This is a genomic window from Effusibacillus lacus, from assembly GCF_002335525.1.
In the GTDB taxonomy this organism is placed as follows: domain Bacteria; phylum Bacillota; class Bacilli; order Tumebacillales; family Effusibacillaceae; genus Effusibacillus; species Effusibacillus lacus.
The window spans coordinates 61721-82152 of sequence record NZ_BDUF01000059.1; the positions used below are offsets into that span (position 1 = coordinate 61721).

The 20432-nt window shown below is 48.7% G+C and carries 22 protein-coding genes, 7 tRNA genes, 1 rRNA gene and 1 riboswitch; of the genes, 23 read left to right on the forward strand and 7 right to left on the reverse strand.

Features of this window, described 5'->3' with window-relative positions; genetic code table 11:
- Positions 1–249 precede the first annotated feature (249 nt).
- Complete coding sequence (locus EFBL_RS11710; protein ID WP_096182313.1) at positions 250–588, reverse strand: hypothetical protein; 339 nt, start codon at positions 586–588, stop codon at positions 250–252.
- A 138-nt stretch (positions 589–726) separates the two neighbouring features.
- Here EFBL_RS11710 and EFBL_RS11715 point away from each other — a divergent pair, with 138 nt between their 5' ends.
- The gene (locus EFBL_RS11715; RefSeq protein ID WP_096182314.1) at positions 727–1179 is read left to right on the forward strand and encodes a DUF441 domain-containing protein; all 453 of its coding nucleotides are present in this window, start codon (positions 727–729) and stop codon (positions 1177–1179) included.
- A 66-nt stretch (positions 1180–1245) separates the two neighbouring features.
- Positions 1246–1881, forward strand: coding sequence for an endonuclease III (gene nth, locus EFBL_RS11720; protein ID WP_096182339.1), 636 nt, complete (start codon positions 1246–1248; stop codon positions 1879–1881).
- Here nth and EFBL_RS11725 read toward each other — a convergent pair.
- Complete coding sequence (locus EFBL_RS11725; protein WP_096182315.1) at positions 1862–2434, reverse strand: TRM11 family methyltransferase; 573 nt, start codon at positions 2432–2434, stop codon at positions 1862–1864. The genes nth and EFBL_RS11725 overlap by 20 nt on opposite strands.
- Positions 2435–2569: 135 nt before the next feature.
- Between EFBL_RS11725 and EFBL_RS11730 the strand changes: the two genes are divergently transcribed.
- Positions 2570–2932, forward strand: a complete 363-nt coding sequence (locus EFBL_RS11730; protein WP_096182316.1) for a Lin0512 family protein — start codon at positions 2570–2572, stop codon at positions 2930–2932.
- Between the two features lie 6 nt (positions 2933–2938).
- Positions 2939–3721, forward strand: coding sequence for an SDR family NAD(P)-dependent oxidoreductase (locus EFBL_RS11735; protein ID WP_096182317.1), 783 nt, complete (start codon positions 2939–2941; stop codon positions 3719–3721).
- Positions 3722–3773: 52 nt separating this feature from the next.
- Here the strand turns inward: EFBL_RS11735 and EFBL_RS11740 are convergent, their stop codons facing one another.
- Positions 3774–4160 (reverse strand): hypothetical protein, encoded by a 387-nt coding sequence (locus EFBL_RS11740; protein WP_096182318.1) that lies wholly within the window; start codon positions 4158–4160, stop codon positions 3774–3776.
- A gap of 96 nt (positions 4161–4256) precedes the next feature.
- Between EFBL_RS11740 and EFBL_RS11745 the strand changes: the two genes are divergently transcribed.
- From EFBL_RS11745 to folE, 4 genes are all read left to right on the forward strand, one after another.
- Entirely contained in the window at positions 4257–4454 is a 198-nt protein-coding gene (locus tag EFBL_RS11745) for a cold shock domain-containing protein (protein WP_096182319.1), read from the forward strand.
- Positions 4455–4602: 148 nt separating this feature from the next.
- On the forward strand, positions 4603–5181 hold the full coding sequence (locus tag EFBL_RS11750; RefSeq protein WP_096182320.1) for a YkoP family protein: 579 nt from the start codon (positions 4603–4605) through the stop codon (positions 5179–5181).
- 115 nt (positions 5182–5296) lie between these two features.
- The gene (locus EFBL_RS11755) at positions 5297–7792 is read left to right on the forward strand and encodes a transglycosylase domain-containing protein (RefSeq protein WP_165912628.1); all 2496 of its coding nucleotides are present in this window, start codon (positions 5297–5299) and stop codon (positions 7790–7792) included.
- 130 nt (positions 7793–7922) lie between these two features.
- Positions 7923–8492: a GTP cyclohydrolase I FolE gene (gene folE / locus EFBL_RS11760; RefSeq protein ID WP_096182322.1), complete on the forward strand. Its 570-nt coding sequence runs from the start codon at positions 7923–7925 to the stop codon at positions 8490–8492.
- Positions 8493–8534: 42 nt separating this feature from the next.
- Here the strand turns inward: folE and EFBL_RS11765 are convergent, their stop codons facing one another.
- Positions 8535–9221, reverse strand: a complete 687-nt coding sequence (locus EFBL_RS11765; protein WP_096182323.1) for a metallophosphoesterase — start codon at positions 9219–9221, stop codon at positions 8535–8537.
- Positions 9222–9288: 67 nt separating this feature from the next.
- Between EFBL_RS11765 and EFBL_RS11770 the strand changes: the two genes are divergently transcribed.
- The 15 genes from EFBL_RS11770 to EFBL_RS11840 all read left to right on the forward strand — a co-directional run bounded on the left by EFBL_RS11770 (position 9289) and on the right by EFBL_RS11840 (position 17187).
- Complete coding sequence (locus tag EFBL_RS11770) at positions 9289–9753, forward strand: SprT family protein (RefSeq protein WP_096182324.1); 465 nt, start codon at positions 9289–9291, stop codon at positions 9751–9753.
- Between the two features lie 61 nt (positions 9754–9814).
- Positions 9815–10534: a hypothetical protein gene (locus tag EFBL_RS11775; protein WP_096182325.1), complete on the forward strand. Its 720-nt coding sequence runs from the start codon at positions 9815–9817 to the stop codon at positions 10532–10534.
- 80 nt (positions 10535–10614) lie between these two features.
- A complete protein-coding gene (locus EFBL_RS11780; protein WP_096182326.1) occupies positions 10615–10821 on the forward strand; it encodes a hypothetical protein in 207 nt (68 codons plus the stop codon).
- Positions 10793–12694: an ATP-dependent helicase gene (locus EFBL_RS11785; RefSeq protein WP_096182327.1), complete on the forward strand. Its 1902-nt coding sequence runs from the start codon at positions 10793–10795 to the stop codon at positions 12692–12694. The genes EFBL_RS11780 and EFBL_RS11785 overlap by 29 nt, the downstream gene beginning before the upstream one ends.
- Positions 12695–12891: 197 nt before the next feature.
- Positions 12892–12966: transfer RNA gene (locus EFBL_RS11790), tRNA-Asn, on the forward strand.
- A gap of 43 nt (positions 12967–13009) precedes the next feature.
- A tRNA-Thr gene (locus EFBL_RS11795) sits at positions 13010–13085 on the forward strand.
- 7 nt (positions 13086–13092) lie between these two features.
- Positions 13093–13177, forward strand: a tRNA-Tyr gene (locus EFBL_RS11800).
- Between the two features lie 100 nt (positions 13178–13277).
- Positions 13278–13353: transfer RNA gene (locus EFBL_RS11805), tRNA-Trp, on the forward strand.
- A 78-nt stretch (positions 13354–13431) separates the two neighbouring features.
- Positions 13432–13507 (forward strand) — tRNA-His (locus EFBL_RS11810).
- A 22-nt stretch (positions 13508–13529) separates the two neighbouring features.
- Positions 13530–13644: ribosomal RNA gene (gene rrf / locus EFBL_RS11815) — 5S ribosomal RNA — on the forward strand.
- 9 nt (positions 13645–13653) lie between these two features.
- A tRNA-Gln gene (locus EFBL_RS11820) sits at positions 13654–13728 on the forward strand.
- A gap of 134 nt (positions 13729–13862) precedes the next feature.
- Positions 13863–13945, forward strand: a tRNA-Leu gene (locus EFBL_RS11825).
- A gap of 180 nt (positions 13946–14125) precedes the next feature.
- Positions 14126–15115 carry a substrate-binding domain-containing protein gene (locus EFBL_RS11830; protein ID WP_096182328.1) on the forward strand — a complete coding sequence of 330 codons (990 nt, stop codon included), beginning with the start codon at positions 14126–14128 and terminating at the stop codon, positions 15113–15115.
- 8 nt (positions 15116–15123) lie between these two features.
- Positions 15124–16506 (forward strand): dipeptidase PepV, encoded by a 1383-nt coding sequence (gene pepV / locus EFBL_RS11835; RefSeq protein WP_096182329.1) that lies wholly within the window; start codon positions 15124–15126, stop codon positions 16504–16506.
- A gap of 81 nt (positions 16507–16587) precedes the next feature.
- Complete coding sequence (locus EFBL_RS11840; protein WP_096182330.1) at positions 16588–17187, forward strand: adaptor protein MecA; 600 nt, start codon at positions 16588–16590, stop codon at positions 17185–17187.
- A 38-nt stretch (positions 17188–17225) separates the two neighbouring features.
- Here the strand turns inward: EFBL_RS11840 and EFBL_RS11845 are convergent, their stop codons facing one another.
- The 3 genes from EFBL_RS11845 to EFBL_RS11855 all read right to left on the reverse strand — a co-directional run bounded on the left by EFBL_RS11845 (position 17226) and on the right by EFBL_RS11855 (position 20014).
- Positions 17226–17678 (reverse strand): DUF441 domain-containing protein, encoded by a 453-nt coding sequence (locus EFBL_RS11845; RefSeq protein ID WP_096182331.1) that lies wholly within the window; start codon positions 17676–17678, stop codon positions 17226–17228.
- A 62-nt stretch (positions 17679–17740) separates the two neighbouring features.
- Positions 17741–18619, reverse strand: coding sequence for a phosphosulfolactate synthase (gene comA, locus EFBL_RS11850; protein WP_096182332.1), 879 nt, complete (start codon positions 18617–18619; stop codon positions 17741–17743).
- A 102-nt stretch (positions 18620–18721) separates the two neighbouring features.
- On the reverse strand, positions 18722–20014 hold the full coding sequence (locus tag EFBL_RS11855; protein WP_096182333.1) for an MFS transporter: 1293 nt from the start codon (positions 20012–20014) through the stop codon (positions 18722–18724).
- Positions 20015–20153: 139 nt separating this feature from the next.
- Positions 20154–20282, forward strand: a riboswitch (SAM riboswitch).
- Positions 20283–20432: the final 150 nt, after the last annotated feature.

The following is a 20432-nucleotide window of genomic DNA, read 5'->3' on the forward strand; positions in this document are numbered from 1 at the left end:
CCTATCGACATAAGTGCAACTATGTCATTCACCAAGGAAAGCACTTGGCGAATGCCAAGTTTTCTTTATGACAAAGGAGGATTCCAATGCATCCTGCATGGGTAGCGTGGGGGAATTGGATTTGGTATGGGACGATCTTGTTGTCGATAGGATTGATTTACTATCTGGCAACTTATAGGCGGCGCAGAAACAAAAGATAGGCCCGGAGGCCAGGGAACGGGAAAGACCCGCATAACGGGTCTTTCTTGTTTATTCTTGCGCAATTGAGATTACATAGGCATGGGAGTAATAGATGTCCAAGCGGCGAATCATTCGATAAAGGGCATAATTGATCGGGGCATGACCGTACTCTTTAAGCGTCTTGGCCACTGAGTAAACCGTGAAGGGTTCTTCCAGACATTCTTGTACTTCCGGATCATCAGTCAAACAGTCAATCCAATCATCGCTGTAAGCATTGCCCAGGCGTTCCTTGTATGCCCGGCGGTATATGTCTTTGACTGTAAAAGGCATATTGAGAGCCTTCAGGTAAAAACCAAGTTGGACAAAAGCCTTGGCAACTTCTCTTTCACTTTCGGAACCTGACATCATAATCAGCACCTCATTTTCAATCTATTTGTCAGTTCCCGACCTTTAACCCGCCATTATCGAAAGAGACTCTATGTTTCAGGATATGCCGATTGCGGTGTTGATATACCTGAGTATCCAAGAAGAAAGGAAATTATAGCCATGGATCAGACAAACGTAATTTTATTGGTTTTGCTTACTTTGGGAATTATCGGCAACAATACCACGGTATCCATAGCTGTCAGTGCATTGCTGCTGCTACGCCTGCTCCATCTGGAGCGGGTATTCCCTACAGTTGAGAACTATGGACTGCAAGCAGGCATCGTGATTTTGACCATCGGTGTACTTTCGCCCCTTGCTTCCGGCAAAATCGGTACCGATGCCATTGTAACGGCAATTAAGAATCCTGTATCGGTCATTGGGATTTTGGCTGGAATCCTTGTAGCTTACTTGGGAGGAAAAGGCATCCCGGTACTGACAGAACAACCTTTGATTGTAACAGGCATTTTGATCGGTACAATTATAGGAGTGTCTTTGTTTAAGGGGGTACCGGTTGGTCCATTGATTGCTGCAGGAGGGGTTGGATTGATTTTGCAGTTCTTTCAGGGAAAATGAGCCGTTTTGAGCAAGATATTGCAGACAGACATTGAAAAAAAACGAATTTTGCGTCACACTACTGGTATGAGAAAACATGATATCCCTGTGTTGCTGCATCATCTTGAAGATATGTATCCTGACGCAAACTGTGAGCTTGTGTACAGAAATCCATTTGAGTTGCTGGTTGCGGTTATCTTGTCCGCCCAATGTACGGATAAGCTTGTCAATGAAGTGACTCCCGACCTGTTTGCAAAATATCCGGGTCCGCGGGACTTTCTCCACCTCTCGCAGGAAAAGTTGGAGAACGAGATTCGGAGGATCGGCTTGTTTCGTTCAAAAGCGAAACACATACTGGAAACATGCAGGATTCTTGTTGAAAAATACGGAGGAGAGGTGCCGAAAGATTACGATGCCCTGGTGGCACTGCCCGGAGTTGGCAGAAAAACGGCAAATGTGGTGATGAGCGTCGCATTTGGCGTTCCGGCCATCGCGGTTGATACGCATGTGGATCGACTTTCCCACAGGTTAGGACTGACGAAAGCAAAGAATGTTCTTGAAACAGAAAAAGACCTGATGAACAAGCTTCCAAAAGAGAAATGGACTTTCGCCCATCATGCATTGATTTTGCACGGCAGGAGGGTTTGTTTGGCCCGCAGTCCAAAATGTCATATATGTCCTTTACAGGAAGTTTGCACATATTTCAAGAAGAACGAGAAGTGATGAACGGTCCGGGAAAAACCGGTTTCGATGTACGTTGGCATGTAAATCTTTTCCCTGTGTCCGCAGGCTTCTGAAAAACGGCCAAATATTGATGAGGGTCCAGTTGGAAAGGAAGTTCCCGACTCGAGTTGCAGTCGATGATGGTAGACAGTTTAAAAGAATTGGATAAGAAGCGATGAACCAACTGGAAGCCGTTTGGAACAATTCTTCCGTATTTGACGCCATCTTTGGTCAAAAACACGCAGTATCCCCCAGGGGACAACACTCGCAACGCTTGTCCGAGGAACTCTTTCAAACCGGATGAGTCCATGGACAACAGGGCAGTTGCATCCAGACACAACAGATTGGCCAGATTGTCCGGAAGTGAACCCAGGTATTCCTGCAGATTTGTCCTTCGTGTTTGCGGTTCTGCACACCGAAGCAGTTCCTGGCCGATTCGCTGTGTTAGATCCGAATCGATAAATCCGCTCAGCACCATATCAAACGGGCGTGAATACTGTTCGATCACAAAGCGGGCAATAGTCTCGTTCCAATCATTTGCCGTCATCAGCATCCCGATTCAACTCCTTGGCAATTCGTGACCTGGCTGTACGGTTCTTTGTTGTAAGAAAATTTTAGTGAAAAAATGGCAGACTGTCAAGAACGTTTGTTCGCGTTTGTTATCTTCGTTCGTTTATGAGGTGATAGTATGAAGGTCGTATTTGTGGAAATTGGCATGGGGGTTGATCTGCACGGACAAGATGTTACCGAGGCTTGTGTAAGAGCCTGCCGCAATGCAATCCAGCACAACTCCATGCCTGGATTGAGGTCATTTCTGCCTGGGCAGGACATCAACAATATGGTGGTTTCTGTCAGACTCGGCGTGCCGGCAGATGCGGACAAGGTGGATATTGCAAAGGTAAAATCAGTCTTTCCTTATGGACAAGTCAGGGTGGAAGTTGTGCCTGGCGGACTCTTGTGTTCGAGCGGGGTTGTCCTGCCGGATAAAGGAGACCGGAACGATTTGGTGTATATAGTGAACGCGGCAGTTGAAGTCGGCTATGAAGGGTGATCCCGGATGAATCTGAAGGAGAGGGTTGTGTTGATCACCGGAGCGTCCAGTGGAATCGGCTGGGAAACCGCGTTGGCGTTTGCGGCGCGTGGAGCAAGACTGGCCATAGCGGCCCGCTCCGAATCCAAACTTGAAGAGTTAGCCGGCAGAATTTCCAAGGAAGGCGGGGAGTGCCTTGCGGTTCCGGTGGACGTTACCGATTCCGAGTCTGTAAAGAGTATGACAAGGAAAGTGCTTGAGCACTACGGGCGTGTCGATGTACTTGTCAACAACGCGGGATTTGGCGTATTTGCCCCTGTTTTGGAAGCGGATATGAGCGACATGAAAGAAATGATGGAGGTCAATTATTTTGGTCTGGTCAGATGCATCCAAGCGGTGGTACCGCACATGCTTCGGCAAAAAATGGGCCATGTGGTGAATGTGGCCTCCATGGCGGGGTTTGTGGCAGCGCCAACTCACGGCGGATATTCGGCGACAAAGTTTGCGGTCATCGGGCTGTCGGAAGCACTTCGGGAAGAAATTCGCGATCATGGAATAAAAGTAACGACCGTCAATCCAGGCCCAATAGACACTCCTTTCTTTGAGAAAGCGGATCTGAACAGCATACCGAAAATAGCTCAACGTTTCATGCGCAAACCGGATGAAGTGGCAAGGGCTATTGTCAGGGCGGTAGAAGAGGAGATACCGGAAATCATGGTGCCGGGCAGCATGGCTCCGCTTTTGAAGTTCAAAGCGTTGATGCCCACTCTGTTTGCAAGAGGAACGGGCCGTTTTTACCGCAAAAAATAAAAATATACAAAGAATGAAACCGGAGTCTTCTATTTGAAAGACTCCTTGATTTTTAAGGGGTAAAGTGGGAAACTGCAGAATCTTGCTCAAACACTTTCCGCAGGAAAGAGTATTGGCGAGGGCTTGTCTGGTACAGGTCCTTCAATATTTCTTTCATAGCTTTGGGCGCATCGCCATATTTGCTTGTCATTTCCGCAGTAATATTCTTCAGTTCAAACTGGTGCCCGTTGAATTCAACCCCCAATTCCAGTTCTTTGTAAGGGAACTTCCGGATGGCTCTCAATAAGAAATTGTAATCCACATCCGAACAAAATAATGTGTGGTTGTGTTCTTTATCGACAAACAGAACCCCTCTGGGATGAAAATAGAAATCGTTTGGTTCTTCGACAAACACAGTGTAAATCAATTGCAGCGGAACCGATTGCTTGTTTTTTTTCATATCCAGTCTCCCGGGTTTCAGAATTTGACTTCGTTTCCGACAGTTGGTAGAATATCGGGTAGTGCCTATTTTTAATGTACCTGTAGGAGGTTTCCCATGCAAGGAAAAGTAAAATGGTTCAATGCGGAAAAAGGTTACGGTTTTATCGAGCGCGAAGACGGAGGCGACGTATTCGTCCATTTTTCTGCAATCCAGGCTGACGGATTCAAGACCCTTGAAGAAGGACAACTCGTCTCCTTTGACATTGTGGAAGGTAACCGTGGTCCGCAAGCTGCAAACGTTGTTAAACTGTAAACCAACAATGATCGCTCACTCTTCCTTTGTGTGGGTAAGTGAACGATTTCCCAGGCTCCGAATTTTACCGGTTCGGAGCTTCTTTTGTTTGGGATGAGCCGGACCTCCCCGGTGATACTAAGAGAAGTTCACCGAAAGGAGGTACAGGATGAACAGACTGCTCCTGTCCGCATGGAAAACGGGAGACGTACTATACCGCAAATGCCGCAAGTTCGATTTTGACGATTCTAAAGGGGACAATATTTTTCGGATAATAGTTAACAATTACCACGGACCCGATCTGCAGGTCAGGGGAACATGGTTGCGAAACGGTGACCGGATAGGTGAACTTCATTTATACAATTATCGATTGCAAAAGATTCTGGCGAATGCAACCTTTGAAACTCAGTTGGGCCTTGTGGCGCTTCGGGAGGTGCGAAAGTCCTTCCCGTCACTTATCGATTTTATGAATTTGAGTCCGAAGGGTCAATCGATTCAGGCGCTGGTAGGAATTACTGTCCTTCACAAGGGAGCGGCCTCTCTGGGATTTGATGTATTTGATCTTGATGAATCATGGTATAAGCATTTTAAGGCCTTTTACATGAGATGGATGATGAGGGTGTGCCATCCTTACGGAAGCGAAAGATTTAACAGTAGGGGAGAGTCGCTGATTCCCAAAAGGGTTGTCATGATGCGGGACTCATTTTTGTCGAAGTACGGACATAAAGCCATCTGCGTAACGAATTAAGTAGAAGAGTCGTCTTAAATAGAGGGAGCAATCCCTCTTTTTTGCATATCCGACATTTTACGACTCGAAGATTTGCATGGAATGGAGTAGAATGGCGGAGAGAGGTGAAACCTTCATGGGGAAAAAGATAATTCGCAGCATTATTCTCGCAATGATTGTGTCAGGGACCATAGTGCTCGGCGTAGGATGTGCGGTTGTTCTGCCTCCGCTTGATCCGTCAAAGCTGGAGGTGCCCGACAGTGCGACGCAAATATACAGTGTTGGAAACACGAAACAACCTGCAATTGTAATCAAGCTCGACAAAGGGGAAGGCGTTCCTTACAAAGATCTGAAGCCCTATGTCAAGCAAGCGATTATCGCAACGGAGGACCGGCACTTCTATGACCATAACGGGATCAGTTACAGGGGAATTGCCAGGGCTCTCTACAGAGACATTCTTGCAGGGGGCAAAGTGGAGGGCGGCAGCACGATCACTCAGCAGTTGGCCAAGAACGCCCTGCTGAACGCTGTCAATGACCGGACGATCACCCGCAAAATCAAGGAAATCGCTCTTGCCGCACAGATTGAACGGCAATATACAAAAGACGACATTCTCGAAATGTACATGAACAAGGTGAATTTCCACCCGTCAGTCATTGGGATTGAAGCGGCATCCAAGATTTATTTCGGGAAGTCAGCCAAAGATTTGGAGTTGCACGAAGCCGCTTTCCTGGCAGGTTTGCCGCAGGCTCCTTCTTACTACTACAACAATTTGGAGAAGGCCAAAGAGCGCCAGAAGATTGTGTTGCAGAACATGGTCAAGGAAGAATACATCTCGCAGGCACAAGCGGATGAGGCGGTCAATAAGCCCTTGGACATCAAGAAAGCAGATCTAACCAGTTTCAAGTATCCCCACTATGTGGAATATGTGTTGGAAGAAGCGGAAAGCAAGCATGGCATTCCAAGGGAACAGTTATTGCGCGGGGGGCTGCAGATTTACACTTATCTGGATGTGAAAGCCCAAGCCGCAGCAGAGTCACAATTTAACGACCCGAAGAATTTCCCTGCCGATGCGGCAGACAAGACCAAGGTCCAGGGGGCGATGGTGATTGTCGACCCCAAAACCGGCGGCATCAAAGCGCTGGTCGGAGGACGGGATACGAATTCGTTCATGAACCTGAACCGCGCTTTCCAGATCAAGCGCCAACCGGGTTCATCCATTAAACCTTTGATGTCCTATGGACCTGCCATTGACTTGGACAGTAGGAAATTTGGACCTAATACCATGATCAATGACAAGAAGGGGTCAACTTATGGAGATCCGCCCTATGCCTTTACGCCCAACGACTGGGACGGTCACACCCTATATCCGCGGGAAAAAGTCACGATGCTTGAAGCGCTTCGCCAGTCCTGGAACATTCCGGCGGTTGATGTATTAAACCAGATCGGTGTATCCACGGGCAAGAAGTTTGCCGAGAAAGCGGGGTTGACCTTTGACAAGGGAGACAACAACCTGGCCCTGGCTTTGGGGGCCATGACCACGGGTGTCTCCCCTCTCCAAATGGCGGACGCCTACCAGGCATTCAGCAACAAAGGGGTTCGAATTGAAGCGCATGCGATTCAGAAAATCGTGACCGCTTCCGGCACGATCCTGGCCCAGGAGAAACCGGCCCGTGTCCAGGTGATGAAAGAGTCTACGGCAAATACCATGACTTCGCTTCTGAAAGTTGTGGTCGACAGAGGAACCGGAACGGGCGCCCAAATGAATCGTCCCGTTGCAGGCAAGACGGGGACTACCGAGTACAAGAAAGAAATTCCAGGCTCCAACCGGGATACCTGGTTTGTCGGGTATACACCGGAGTGGGTGGCGGCTGTCTGGATGGGATTTGACAATACCGATGACAAACATTACCTGCAGGATCGACCGGGAGCCTATGTCAGCGCATATCCGGCAAAAATGTTCAGCAAAGTGATGACGCCTGCACTGCAGGGTGTTCCCGTAACGGGGTTCCCGGTAGGCGCAGCTGTTGAAGAGAAGAAAGAAGAGAAGCAGACGATCCAATTGACTGGGGAATGGACGGGCAAAACCGTTATGCTGAGATGGACTCCGCTGAAAGAAGAGGCTGTCTATGCGGTATTCAGGGTTGAGAACGTCGAGAAACCGGAAGGCGGTTTGCCGTTGATCCTGACCAAAGAAACCACATTTGTGGATACTGACGCAGAACCGGGCAAAACCTATTATTACGCCATCAGTGCGGTGGACCCCGCCAATAACAGCAAACAATTGGGGGAATCGAACAAACTGCAGGTTAAAACGGGAGACGACAAACAGAAGCCGGGTGACAGGGAAAAACCGGGTGACAAAAACAAACCGCAGGATCCGTCAAAACCTCCTGAACCAGGAACAGGTGGTTCAGGAACCGGCGGCGGACAAGGCGCGGGAGGCGGCACCGGAGGTACTCCGGGCACAACGCCCAACACTCCCGGCGGATCTCAGAACGGTGGAAGCGGAACTTCAGGGGGGGCAGGGGGAACTGGAAACGGAGGATCTGCAGGTGGAACTTCAGCAGGTACCGGGGACCAGGGAGGAACCGTACCTGGAGGTATCCCTGTGCCCGTTCCCAGTCAGTAACTCCTTGTCTGACATATCTAAGATCCCCGAACCATCGGGGATCTTCTCCTGTTTCGACACTTTAGAATGATTATGATATAGTTGAGAGAGCAGCCAGTTAATGTCGCATTTCCAGTTGGAGGTATGATTCATGTCATTTGATCGCGAAAAGTTGGAAGAGGCCGTTCGCATGATCCTCGTTGCGATAGGGGAAGACCCCGACCGGGAGGGCTTGCTCGACACTCCCAAACGGGTGGCCCGCATGTATGAAGAAGTTTTTTCCGGTTTGCACAAAAACCCCGAAGATGAACTGAGCGCTATCTTCAATGAACTGCATGAGGAAGTGGTGCTGGTTCGTGATATTCCTTTCTATTCCATGTGTGAACATCATCTGGTCCCGTTTTTTGGGAAGGCCCATGTAGCTTACCTTCCAAAGAACGGACGTGTCACCGGATTAAGCAAGTTGGCCCGGCTGGTGGAAACCGTTGCCAGACGCCCCCAGCTTCAGGAAAGAATCACATCAACGGTAGCCGATACCCTGATCAACCAATTGGATGCGCATGGCGTTATTGTCATGATAGAGGCGGAACACATGTGCATGTCGATGCGGGGGGTAAACAAGCCCGGCAGCCGGACGATAACAACCGCTGTCAGAGGGATTTACCAAAAGGATAAGGATGCCCGGGAAGAAGTGTTTTCTTTGATCCGTCAATGCCAATGAGAAAAAGGACGTCATCTTGGCGTCCTTTTCACAAGCTTTCCTTCACCGGAGCAATAGCGGTCTGAAATTCAGATAATCGCAGGCAACCAACTGAAATCGAATGCCGAAACGTTCATTCAACAATGCGTTGCGGTGGCCCTCCCCGTGCAGGTGGCCGTAGATGCAGACAGAAACATCGTACTGCTTCATAATTTCAATAAACCCTGACTCCTGATGTTTTTCGTTCGTAGGCGGATAGTGCAGCATGACCCAACGTTCCTTTGTCTGCGGGTCGGCATTTTTTAGTGACAGTTCCAACCGTGAAACTTCCCTTTCATAAACTTGCCTGTCATGCTCACTGAAGTTGTATCCTCCGGGACAGTCCCATCCTCTGGTTCCACAAATTGCGATGTCCCCGATCCGAATGGAGTCATTCTGGATGGCGTACATGTCCGGCGGCAGCAAACGGCGGACCTTGGAAATCGTAGACCACCAATAATCGTGGTTCCCTCGAATCATGATTTTCTTGCCGGGCAGGGCTCCCAAAAATTCCAGATCCGGTTTTGCTTCTTCCAGTTGCATGGCCCATGAGATATCGCCAGGAATCAGCACCCAGTCATCCCGGGTGACCGTCTGTGTCCATTCTTCTTTTATCTTGGCGGGGTGATCTATCCATTTGCTGCCGAATATATCCATCGGTTTGTTTGCTGCAAATGACAGATGCGGATCCCCAAGAGCAAAAATACGCAATGTTACTCATCCTTTCCAATCCAGATTGTACCATGAAATTTCTTTAGGCAAAAAGCAGGAGATGGCTATGACGGAACATGAACTGCAGGAATTGGTGGAATCGATTTCGATTGCATATTTTGGCAGACCGTTTTTGCATCAAGCACGGTTTAACCCCCGTTTGCGTACAACGGGCGGACGGTACATGCTGCAATCCCATGATATTGAAATCAATCCGCTTCCGCTTCAGGTACACGGAACGGAAGAGGTAGTCGGAATCATCAAACACGAACTGTGTCACTATCATCTGCACCTTGAAGGCAAAGGGTACCGGCATGCAGATGCGGATTTTAAAAATCTTCTCCTGAAAGTAGGCGGCAACAGGTATTGCAAGCATACCGGCGTACGCAACACTGTCAAAACACGCTACTTATACGAATGTCTGGCATGTGGAATGAAATATGAACGCAAGCGTAGCATCAATACCCGGAAATATTGTTGCGGAACCTGTCGCGGCCGTTTGAAATTGATTGCCGACAAGCGCCTTCCTTAGGAGGGATTTGCCCTTTTTTTGTCGAAAGGGTCTAGGAAGTTTCGGTGCAAGGGGGGATACTGTGCTGCAACAAACTTTATGGTCTTTCCGTTACAGTTTGGAAGGTGCCTTGAAACGAATTCTTTACCTGAGCCACTCTCCGCTTGCCGTGGAAGATTTGGAGGCAGTTTTGGCAAAGGGGGATTTGTTTCATGAGCAGAAATCCAGAGAATCGCTGCGGGTTCGCATCAACAAGGCGCTTAACGCTCCGCATGGAGCATTCTCATTTGTGGAATCAGGGTGGACATTGCGTCAGACCGAATGTGATGCTTTGCACGACGAGATTTTTGCTTTGGTTTCCCAAAACCGCCGTCCAATAAAGCAAGGCGAGATTCTACGCATTCTGCAGCAGCGTACCCAAAGAAGCAAAGGGGAATTGATGTCAAGAGTTGACCTGGAAAGTGACTGGAGATTTGCAAGGCTGGAAGAAGGCGATTGGGTTTTGACCGAATGGAATCTGGAATCGCTTCATGAGCCGGTTGACATTAGCAAGGAGGAGATTGTAGTGACTCAACAATCCGATTTGATCAAATTGATTACGACCGAAATGGAAGAATATGTTTCCCAGCTGCAGCAACGAACTGTGGAGATCCCTCAGGAAGTGGTCGAGAAGTTTAACCGTGAAGACTTGAAAGCAATCGAACTGCTGATGGAAGAGAAGAAACAAATCGCCGGCTTTTTGGACGATCTGCAGCAGCTGTTGGACAAATGGTGCCAGCGAAAAGAACTTATTAATGCATAACCGTCATGCAAATACCCGGAGACCGTCTGCACGATCGTTTTAACCGTTTGCGCAAAATCTTGCACGACTGGGAAGTTCGGATGGAACAGTTGCCTCTGTTTGTGTTGGATTGTTTTGAACGGGGCGATCTGGCCGGAATCAAAGCACTGATTGAGGAACGACGAATCCTGCAGGAGAGGATTCGTCTATTGAAAAAATTTATTGAGAAATGGGAGAATCCCGATTTCTATTCTGTATTGGGGGTAACAAAACCAGAAGATGACAAGGCGAGAAATATTCTTTCATGAGCTGGCCACTGCAGGGATTCAACTGAATGCATCGCAACGGAAAGCGGTCACGCATACAGGCGGGCCGCTTGTCGTTTTTGCCGGTCCGGGTAGCGGAAAAACCACTGTCCTTACCTGCCGGGCAGCCTACCTGATGCAAGTGGAGAAAGTACGGCCGAAAGAACTGTTGATCGTGACCTTTACCAAAGCGGCAGCCGAAGAAATGAAAATGCGGTTGGCGGGCTTGCCCGGTGTCGGGACATTGCGGGCGCAGTCTTGTGATTCAGGCACATTTCATTCCATTTTCCTGCGCATTCTGCTGCGGGTATATGGGAATGTACCCAAATTGCTGGAGGATTGGGAGCAACGTCAGATCATCCGTGATCTTCTGCGTCTTGAGGGACAAGAGGGGAATGAAGAAGAAACCGTCGATGTGCTCGCCAAGATCGGGATTTGCAAGAACAACTTGATTCTTCCTGACCAAATTCAGGCGAAGAAGCGGGCAAACGTGGATTTCAAGCGGCGCTACAAGCTCTATGAAACATGGAAACAACAAAACAACCGGTGGGATTACGATGATATATTGCTCGAATGTCATCGCCTATTGTCGGTGAATGCGGACGTTCGCCGGGAGTGGGCAAACAAATACCGGCACATCCTGGTGGATGAATTTCAGGACACCAATTATGTCCAGTATGAAATTTTGAAGATTTTGTCAGCGAATGCAGAACTGTGCATAGTGGGGGACGACGATCAATCGATTTACCGTTTCAGGGGCTCCCGGGTAGATTATTTGCTGTCCTTTCACAAGCAGTTTCCCTCTGCAAAGAAAGTGGTGCTGAGCACCAACTATAGATCAACTGAGCCAATTGTACATATTGCTTCATCGCTTATTGATTGCAACAAAAAGAGGGAGCAAAAGCGGTTGTCGGGCACCGGAAGGCAAGGAGAACCGCCTGTCCTGGAAGAAACAGCAGATGAGAGGGAGGAGGCCGTGTCGGTTCTTAAGTACATGGAAGACCTGTTACAAACAGGAGAGAAACCCGACGATATTGCTGTTTTGTACAGAACCCGCCTTCAAACTCAGGCTTTACTCGATGAAATGGTCAAACAGGAAGTGCCTTTCTGTCTGAAGGATTCGGAGGGACATTTTTATCTTCAATGGCAGGTCCGCGATATCCTGGCCTATTTCAAATTGGCGCTGAATCCCCATGATCTCGATTCACTGGTGCAGATCCTCAATCGGCCCAAGAGGTATATCCAGCCTGAGGTTTGGATGTCTCATTTGAATCTGCCGGATCCCCAGAATCAACCTCCTTTGCAAAGGATCTTGCAGATGCCTGCTTTGGAATCCTGGAAGCGAAATAAGTTGGAAGAACTCGCCTGGGATCTGAAAAAGATAGCCGGAATGAGTCCCCGGGAAGCGTTGCGGTTCATCCGGAAACAAATCGGATACGACCGATATTTGCGTGAGCATGCGGAATCAACCGGACAAAATCCGGAAAACGTGTTTGAATCCCTGGAAACACTTGAACAATCTGTCTTGACTCATGCGACTTTAATAGACTTTTTGGATCATGTCAGGAAAGTGAACGAAGCAGTAAAACAGGCAAAAGGGTCAGGGAGCGGGATCCAGCTGATGACCTTTCACAAAGCAAAAGGATTGGAATTCAAGACAGTCATCGTGATTGGCCTGGTGAACGGTATTGTTCCACACAAGAAATCGCTGCAGGATAAGAATCAGGAAGAGGCCCTGGAAGAAGAACGCCGTTTGTTCTATGTGGCGATCACCCGCGCGAAGGAAAGGTTGCGTCTTTTCTCGCCGAAAAAGTACAAAGGGGAAAAAAGAGCGCGCAGTCCTTTTCTTGACGAAATCAGCGTAACCAAGAGATAGAAAGAAGTAAAGAGGCTCTTTGTGTAATTTTGTCAGATAGTTACAAGAAAATCATGTTGAGAACATTCGTGGTCCGTGGTAGTATAAATCTCGTCGTTCAAGACGACAGCAATCAGCCAGTTGCAGGCGGATTTGACTTAAGTTGGATCTTGACGGCAGAGTGCGCTTCGTGTTATTCTACACGATGTCTCAACTGTTCCTCGATAGCTCAGCGGTAGAGCATCCGGCTGTTAACCGGAGGGTCGTAGGTTCGAACCCTACTCGAGGAGCCAATAGCATACCCTGTCAAAGTGCAGGTCTTTGACGGGTATCCATGCCAGCGTAGCTCAGCAGGTAGAGCAACTGACTTGTAATCAGTAGGTCGCGGGTTCGATTCCTGTCGCTGGCTCCATTTTTTTGGAGGGATACCAAAGTGGCCAAATGGGGCGGACTGTAAATCCGTTGGCATCGCCTTCGAAGGTTCGAATCCTTCTCCCTCCACCATTCAGCGCAAAACGGAAATTGTTGGCATCTTTTTACCGGGGTCCCCAGAAAGTACCCGGAATATGCTACAACGCTTTGCGTCACTTCGTGGGGTTCACATAGGGGCATAGTTCAGTTGGTAGAACGGCGGTCTCCAAAACCGCATGTCGTGGGTTCGAATCCTGCTGCCCCTGCCAAGTCAACAACAATATGATACTCTGTTATTTACGCTTGCGTACATGCGAGCAACACGGAGTAGAACATCCTGTTCTATGGTGGGTGTGGCGAAGTGGCTAACGCACCGGATTGTGGCTCCGGCATTCGTGGGTTCGATTCCCATCACTCACCCCATATATTATTATATGTTAGCAAACCTAGTGACAATGGCGGAGAGGATACACCCGTTCCCATCCCGAACACGGAAGTTAAGCTCTCCAGCGCCGATGGTACTTGGGCAGGAGCCCCGGGAGAGTAGGTCGTCGCTAGGCTATTGTTTTTGGGGAGTCGCCAAGCGGTAAGGCAACGGACTTTGACTCCGTCATGCGAAGGTTCGATCCCTTCCTCCCCAGCCAGTTAAGCCCTGTTTTTTCGGTGCCCCCGCAACATGGCACGACTAGGGCTCTAGCCCTTAGCGTGACCTTGCGCGCGAAGTCGCGGTTCCTATGATCCGGCTTCAACGCTTTGCTTCACTTTGTGTGGGTGTTTTGCGGATGTGGCGGAATTGGCAGACGCACTGGATTTAGGTTCCAGCGGGCAACCGTGGGGGTTCAAGTCCCTCCATCCGCACCAATTTTTCAGTAATGACGCGGGTTTCAGCGTTTCAGTTTCTTAGTCAGCCGCCAAGAGAAACGAACAGCCCAGTGTTGCTGAACGAGGACACACAGGAACAATAATGTTCCTGTGTTTTTTGCATGTCATGTGATATGATAAAGGGACAATCAGATACGTTGGCAAAGTGGGTGTGACACTGTGAGCATAACGATATATGATGTGGCGAAAGCTGCAGGTGTTTCCATGGCTACCGTTTCACGGGTTCTGAACGGGACTGCCGTCGTTAAGGAAGAAACGAAGAAGAAAGTGTTGGATGCCATCCAGATGCTGGGGTACCGCCCAAACGCGGTGGCGAGAGGACTCGCGAGCAAGAAGACCAAAACGATCGGGATCATCGTCCCTGATGTTTCCGCACCGTTTGTAGCCGAAATGGTGCGCGGGATGGAAGATATCGCCACCATGTATCAATACCAGATCATATTGAGTAATTCAGATGGACAACCTGAAAGAGAAATTGATCTGATTGGAACCATGTGGGAAAAGCAAGTGGACGGAATGCTCTTCATGGGGAACCACTTGACCGGCGATCTCCTGAAAACCTTTGAGCAAGCCCAGATTCCCGTTGTGTTATGTGCAACGGTGGATCCCGAGGGCCGTATTCCTTCCGTGAACATCAATAATGAGCAGGCTGCTTACGATGCCACCCGCTTTTTAATCGAAAAAGGGTGTAAACATATCGTGCTGCTAAGCGGTGCCACCGATCACCCTGTAGTGGGCAAGCCCCGGCAGAAGGGATACCGAAAGGCGCTGAAGCAAGAAGGATATCAGGCTCATATTGTTGAGTGCCCAACCCTGCGGTACGAAGACGGCCTGGAAACGCTGAAGGGAATACTTCGGGACAATCAGATTCCTGACGGAATTGTGGCCGTAAGTGACGAACTGGGAGTGGCGGCGATTCACGCATGTTTGGACGCAGGTCTTTCCGTCCCGGGGCAAGTTAAGGCAATTGCTTTTGACAACACAAGATTGGCCAGCATGGTTCGGCCCGAGCTTACAACAATCTCCCAACCGATCTATGACATGGGAGCTGTGGCCATGCGCTTCATGACGAAACTGATTCACGATGAGCCAGTGGAGGAATTTTCTTTCCTCCTGCCCCATGACTTGACTGTAAGGAGTTCCACCTAGGAGGCTGTATGTTTCAAGTCTGGATTGACAGTAACAAACGGACCATTATCGAAACGGCGCGGGAATTGCTTAGAATACCAAGCATTGGCACCGAACCGGCGGGGCACGACAAACCATTTGGTAAAGAAACGGATCAAGCTTTGAAATTCATGTTGGACCTGGGGACAAAGTACGGTTTTCGGGTAAAAAACGCGGATGGGTACGCCGGGCATGTCGAGTATGGGGAATCCAAAGACTATGTGGCGGTTTTGACACATCTCGATGTTGTTCCTCCGGGAAACGACTGGACATATCCACCGTTTGCAGCAGAAATCCACGGCAATAAGATATTTGCCAGGGGAGCCATTGACGATAAGGGTCCTGCCATGGCAGCGTTTTTCGGTCTTCTGGCCGTTAAGGAAAGCGGTCTTCCCATAAACAGAAGAACTCGCCTGATTTTCGGGCTTGATGAAGAAACTGACTGGCGATGCATGAAACACTATTTCCAGGTCGAACCGCTGCCATGGGGCGGGTTTACCCCGGACGCCGATTTTCCGTTAATTTATGCCGAAAAAGGAATTTTGCACTTTACCCTAAGGAAATCCCGATACGGGCAACAAGGCATGAAGGTGGAACCTGTTGAAATAATTGGAGGAGAGAGACCGAATATGGTACCCGATGTTTGCATGGCCACTCTCTCCGTGGAAACGAACTATCAGGCAGAGTTTCTAAGTCGCTTGGAACAGTATTGCCAGACCGAGAACATTTCTTTTGATGTCAGAGAAATAAAGCCAGGCAGCGTTTTGCTGACCATCAAGGGCCAGTCGGCCCACGGAAGCACCCCGGACCGGGGAGTCAACGCCATTCGGTGCATGGGCAAAGTACTCAGTCAATTTCCTGTTGCGGATCTGGACCTCTGGGAGTTTGTCGCATTGTCTGATACAGAGGGCCGGTTCCTGGGAATCGATTGTTCCGATTCCTTTTCGGGGGCCCTGTCCTGCAATTTGGGAATGATAAGCATGGACACAGATTCATTTAAGTTGGTCTTTGACGTTCGATATCCGGTAGACCGTACAGGCACCGAATTGGTAAAATTGGTTCAACAAACCATATCCTCTTTAGATTTTCTGATAGATGTCCATAATGACAAGCAGCCTCTCTATGTACCGAAAGAATCTTCGGTGGTCAGGACTCTTCAACAGGTCTATGAACGGATAACAGGAGCCTCCGGGGAGCCGTTGGCAATAGGCGGTGGAACCTATGCCCGGGCTATTCCCAACACGGTTGCGTTCGGACCGTTGTTTCCAGGAATGAAAGATTTGGCACATCAAAGAGACGAGTTCATAGAGATTGAACACTTGTTGCAACTGACCAATATTTATGCCCATGCAATTTATGAACTGTCCAAGTAATTGAGTAATCTGACTTACAGAAAATTTTGCTGCAATATGTGATAATTGTTTACGACTCCAAGATTGAAAGGAGTGATTTGAATGGTAGTGGAAAGACTGGGAAACAACAAAGTCAGAATTTTTATCAGCTATGAAGATCTGGAAGAGCGTGGAATCGACCGGGATGAAATATGGCAAAACGGCCGCAAAGTACAGGAATTGTTTTGGGACATGATGGAAAGGGCTTATGTGGAAGTTGGATTTGAGGTGATGGGTCCCATCGCGGTAGAAGCTTTCACCATGCCGACGGAAGGTGTCGTTGTCATTGTTACGCAAGTCCCTTCCATTCCGGAAGAAGTGGAGAAAGACAAAGAGGAATCCGACACGGATGAGCACATTGTCATGGTGGATCCCAGCACGGCGTTCACTTTTGTCTTTGACGATTTCGAAAACGTTCTGGCAGCCGCCAAGGTGGTACACGCATCCTTTGATCTGACGACTTCGTTATATCATTACAGAGACCGTTATTTCCTGTTTATCGATGAAGAAACAATGGACCAAACCGAGACGGATGCACTGTGGGCGATTTTGCATGAGTATGGTACGCTTTCCAATGTGACAAAAGCTGTTCTTGACGAATATGGCAAACTGATTGTGCAGGATACGGCTCTTGAAACACTAACCCAATACTTTACAAATTAGTAAAAGAGACGGGGACTGTCCCGTCTCTTTTTTATATATTAGCGAAACCACAGATAAACTTTCATCAGCAAAGCGGCGATTGCGGCAGCCATCAAGGGGCCCACCGGAATGCCCTTAAAACATACGATACCGACAATGGAACCGATCACCAGCCCCAGCATCAGTTGAGGTTCGATCCGCAGCATGGTAAGGCCCTGGCCGTTAAGGTACGTGGCCAAGATGCCTCCGATAACCGCAAAAATGCCGGACATTGTAAAAAAAGTGCCCCACAAATCCTTCGATTGAATCTTACCGTTTACAAGGGGAACGAGAACGGCAATCATCAAAAACAACAACCCGATTTCCAACCCTCTTCTCTCAAGAGTCGGAAAAAACCGGTGCAGGTTGGTAAGTTTCAGAATCAACAACACACTGGCCGCTGTTGCAAGGATATTGGCACGGCCAATGATACCCACAATGATCAGGATCACAAGTACAATTTCTCCGGCCATTCCGAATTCACCCCTTGCTTTGTCCATACAAATATATGGACTCGCAGGAGGGCATATGCGGGTTATATGGCTGCCGTATGCACAATTTTATTCATTTGAAAAAAAACCGGTTCCTCTTGGGGAGTATCTTTCTCTGGTTCAAAGGTGGCCAGGCGCATCGTGTCACTGCGTAACCCCCGTCGCAGGGATTCAACGGAGATAATGTCTTGTGGTGCCAGATTTCCAAAGTTGACATTTCCACCAAATTGGCTGATGAGCACCTCTTGTTGTGATTTGAGAGGGGCCTCCCACATGATAACTTCTGGTGAGCCCAGTTTTTCAATCAGCTGATCCACATCGTCTTTTCGAATGGTGCCGTTTGCTTCATACACGCCAACATCTTTTCCCGATTCGCGTCCTTCGATAATGACCTTGAATACCCCGTTTTCCAAATCGCTTCGAATGATTTCCAACTGTGTTTCAATTGGCAAATGGACTCCGCTTTCTTTCTTTCCCACTTCGCTCAGTACCACGAAGCCCAGATTTTTTGCTTCTTGAATCAGTTGCCGCCGAAGTTCCGAATCCATCGTGATGGTTCCGTCCGATACCTCAATGGCAGTAAAACCGATTTTTTTTGCTGCGCGCATAAAATCTTTCCATTTCCCCTGCATTACCGCCAATTCCAGCAAAGTGCCTCCCGGGTAAGGATGAATGTCATGCTTTCGCAGTACGTTGATTTTGTTCTGCAGAAGGGATTTGGAATACAGCATGGAAGTGCCGAATCCAAACTTCAAGAAATCAATGTAGGGACTGGCCAGTTCCATCAGGTCCAATGTCTCCCGGATTCCCAAGCCTTTATCAATCACCATGCTCAATCCGCAGCTGCGTGGTTTTGAGTTTCTTCCGGGTAACGGATCCTTGAGAATCAGATCCCACGGCCTTTGCGGGGTCGTTTCCATCATGCAAAAAAACTCCTTTCCAGGCATAAGTCCCTGGAGGCGAAGGCCTCCCGTCTCGTGTTTGTCTGGGCTCCATTATCGTATGCGTAAAGGAGGGCGCAGGTGTTACGCCCTCGCTTTTCTTTTTGCTGAGAGTTTGCGGATGAATTCAAAGGAAACGGTACCTGGAGCAGGAGGGGTGGGAGATTCATCCTTCGGAACTTTTATGATCCACAAGGAAAGGATTGCGGAAGCAACTGCCAACCCGGCAACGGAGAGGAACATGACAGTTGGTGAAATCTCCATCAGCCAGGTAAAGACGGGAGGACCAATGGCGACACCAAGGAATCTTACGGAGCCGTAAAAGGAAGTGACAATCCCTCTCTCATCCTTGCTGACAGCCGAAGTGATCAGCATATTTAAGCAAGGCAATACGAGTCCCGTTCCAATTCCGCTTATAACAAGCAATGCCAGCAGGACGTAAGTATTTTTTATAAAAGAAGCCAATCCCAAGGGACCTGCAATCAGCAGCATACCGGCAACGATCAGTGTTTTCATCAGGTTTTTTCGCTTCTTGATCCGAGCCCCCGTAATATAGGAGGTGGCTGACATGGCCAGCAGCGGTATGGCCAGAATGCCGCCTTTTGGCAACCCGTCGATATTATATTTTTCCTCAAGAATTTGGGACAGGTAAAAGAGAACCCCAAACAAAATAAAAAGTGCGCTGGCACCGGCAAGATAAGCGGTCAGCAGCCATTTCCATTCCCGTTTGAAAATCGTCCTGAGGGAACCCAGATACTCTTTTACCTTTTGCGCCTTTCCGTTTTTCTTGGGTTCTTTGATAAAAAACCAGATGGCAAGGGCAGCGGGTACGCAAAGGATGGGAAACGCAAAAAATACCGCATACCAAAAAATCAGTGCCAATAAAACTCCAAGAATCGGACTTAGAACCTTGCCAAGGCCGTTTGATGCTTCGATCAACCCCAGTGCTTTGCTTCGTGCCCCGCCTTTAAATATGTCACCTGCCAAGGCCATGGCTATCGGTGCGGTTCCCGCCGCTCCTATCCCCTGGATTACCCGTCCCGCCATAATCACTGCAAACGGTTTGTCAAACAACAGGATGGCTCCTCCTGCAAGTAACCCACCCAGAGCGTACAGGATCAGCCCAGGTATAATGACGATTTTTCGGCTGAACCGGTCGGATAGGAACCCTGCCAACGGAATAATGATGCCCGCAGGCACGGAAAAGAGTGTGATTACCAAACTTGCCTGGAACTTTGAGATGCCCAGCTCTTGCTGCATAGTGGGGAGGATTGGAATCAGCATGGAGTTCCCGAGCACCATGATCAGAGGCACGCTTGCCAAAGCCAGGAGAGGCAAGAAGGTAACCTTTGAACCTTTGGATGCCGTATGAGCCATTCTGTTCAGTCCTTTCGTGGTTGTAAAACTAGTGTTGCCCTGATGTTCCTGTCGATTCAGGTAAGTCTTGTTAAACTTCCTCTTGACGAATTCCCTTTAATAATTGTAAAGTGAATCAAAAGAACTGAATTTTATATCACTCTTATCCAGAGCAGGCGGAGGGACTGGCCCGATGAAGCCCGGCAACCTGAATCTTTCTCTTGTGCCAAAGAGCACGGGATGGATTTGTGGTGCTAATTCCTGCAGGAAATTACCTGAAAGATAAGAGGAAGGCCGGAACACATTCCGTATGCAAGGTCTTTCTCTTGGAGAAGGACTTTTTTTATTTAGGAGCTATTCCTGTAATGAATTAAATTGTGGTTTGCAAAAGAAAGAGCGCCTCCTGTATGCTGGGTCTCGGAATGGAGCACATTCACTG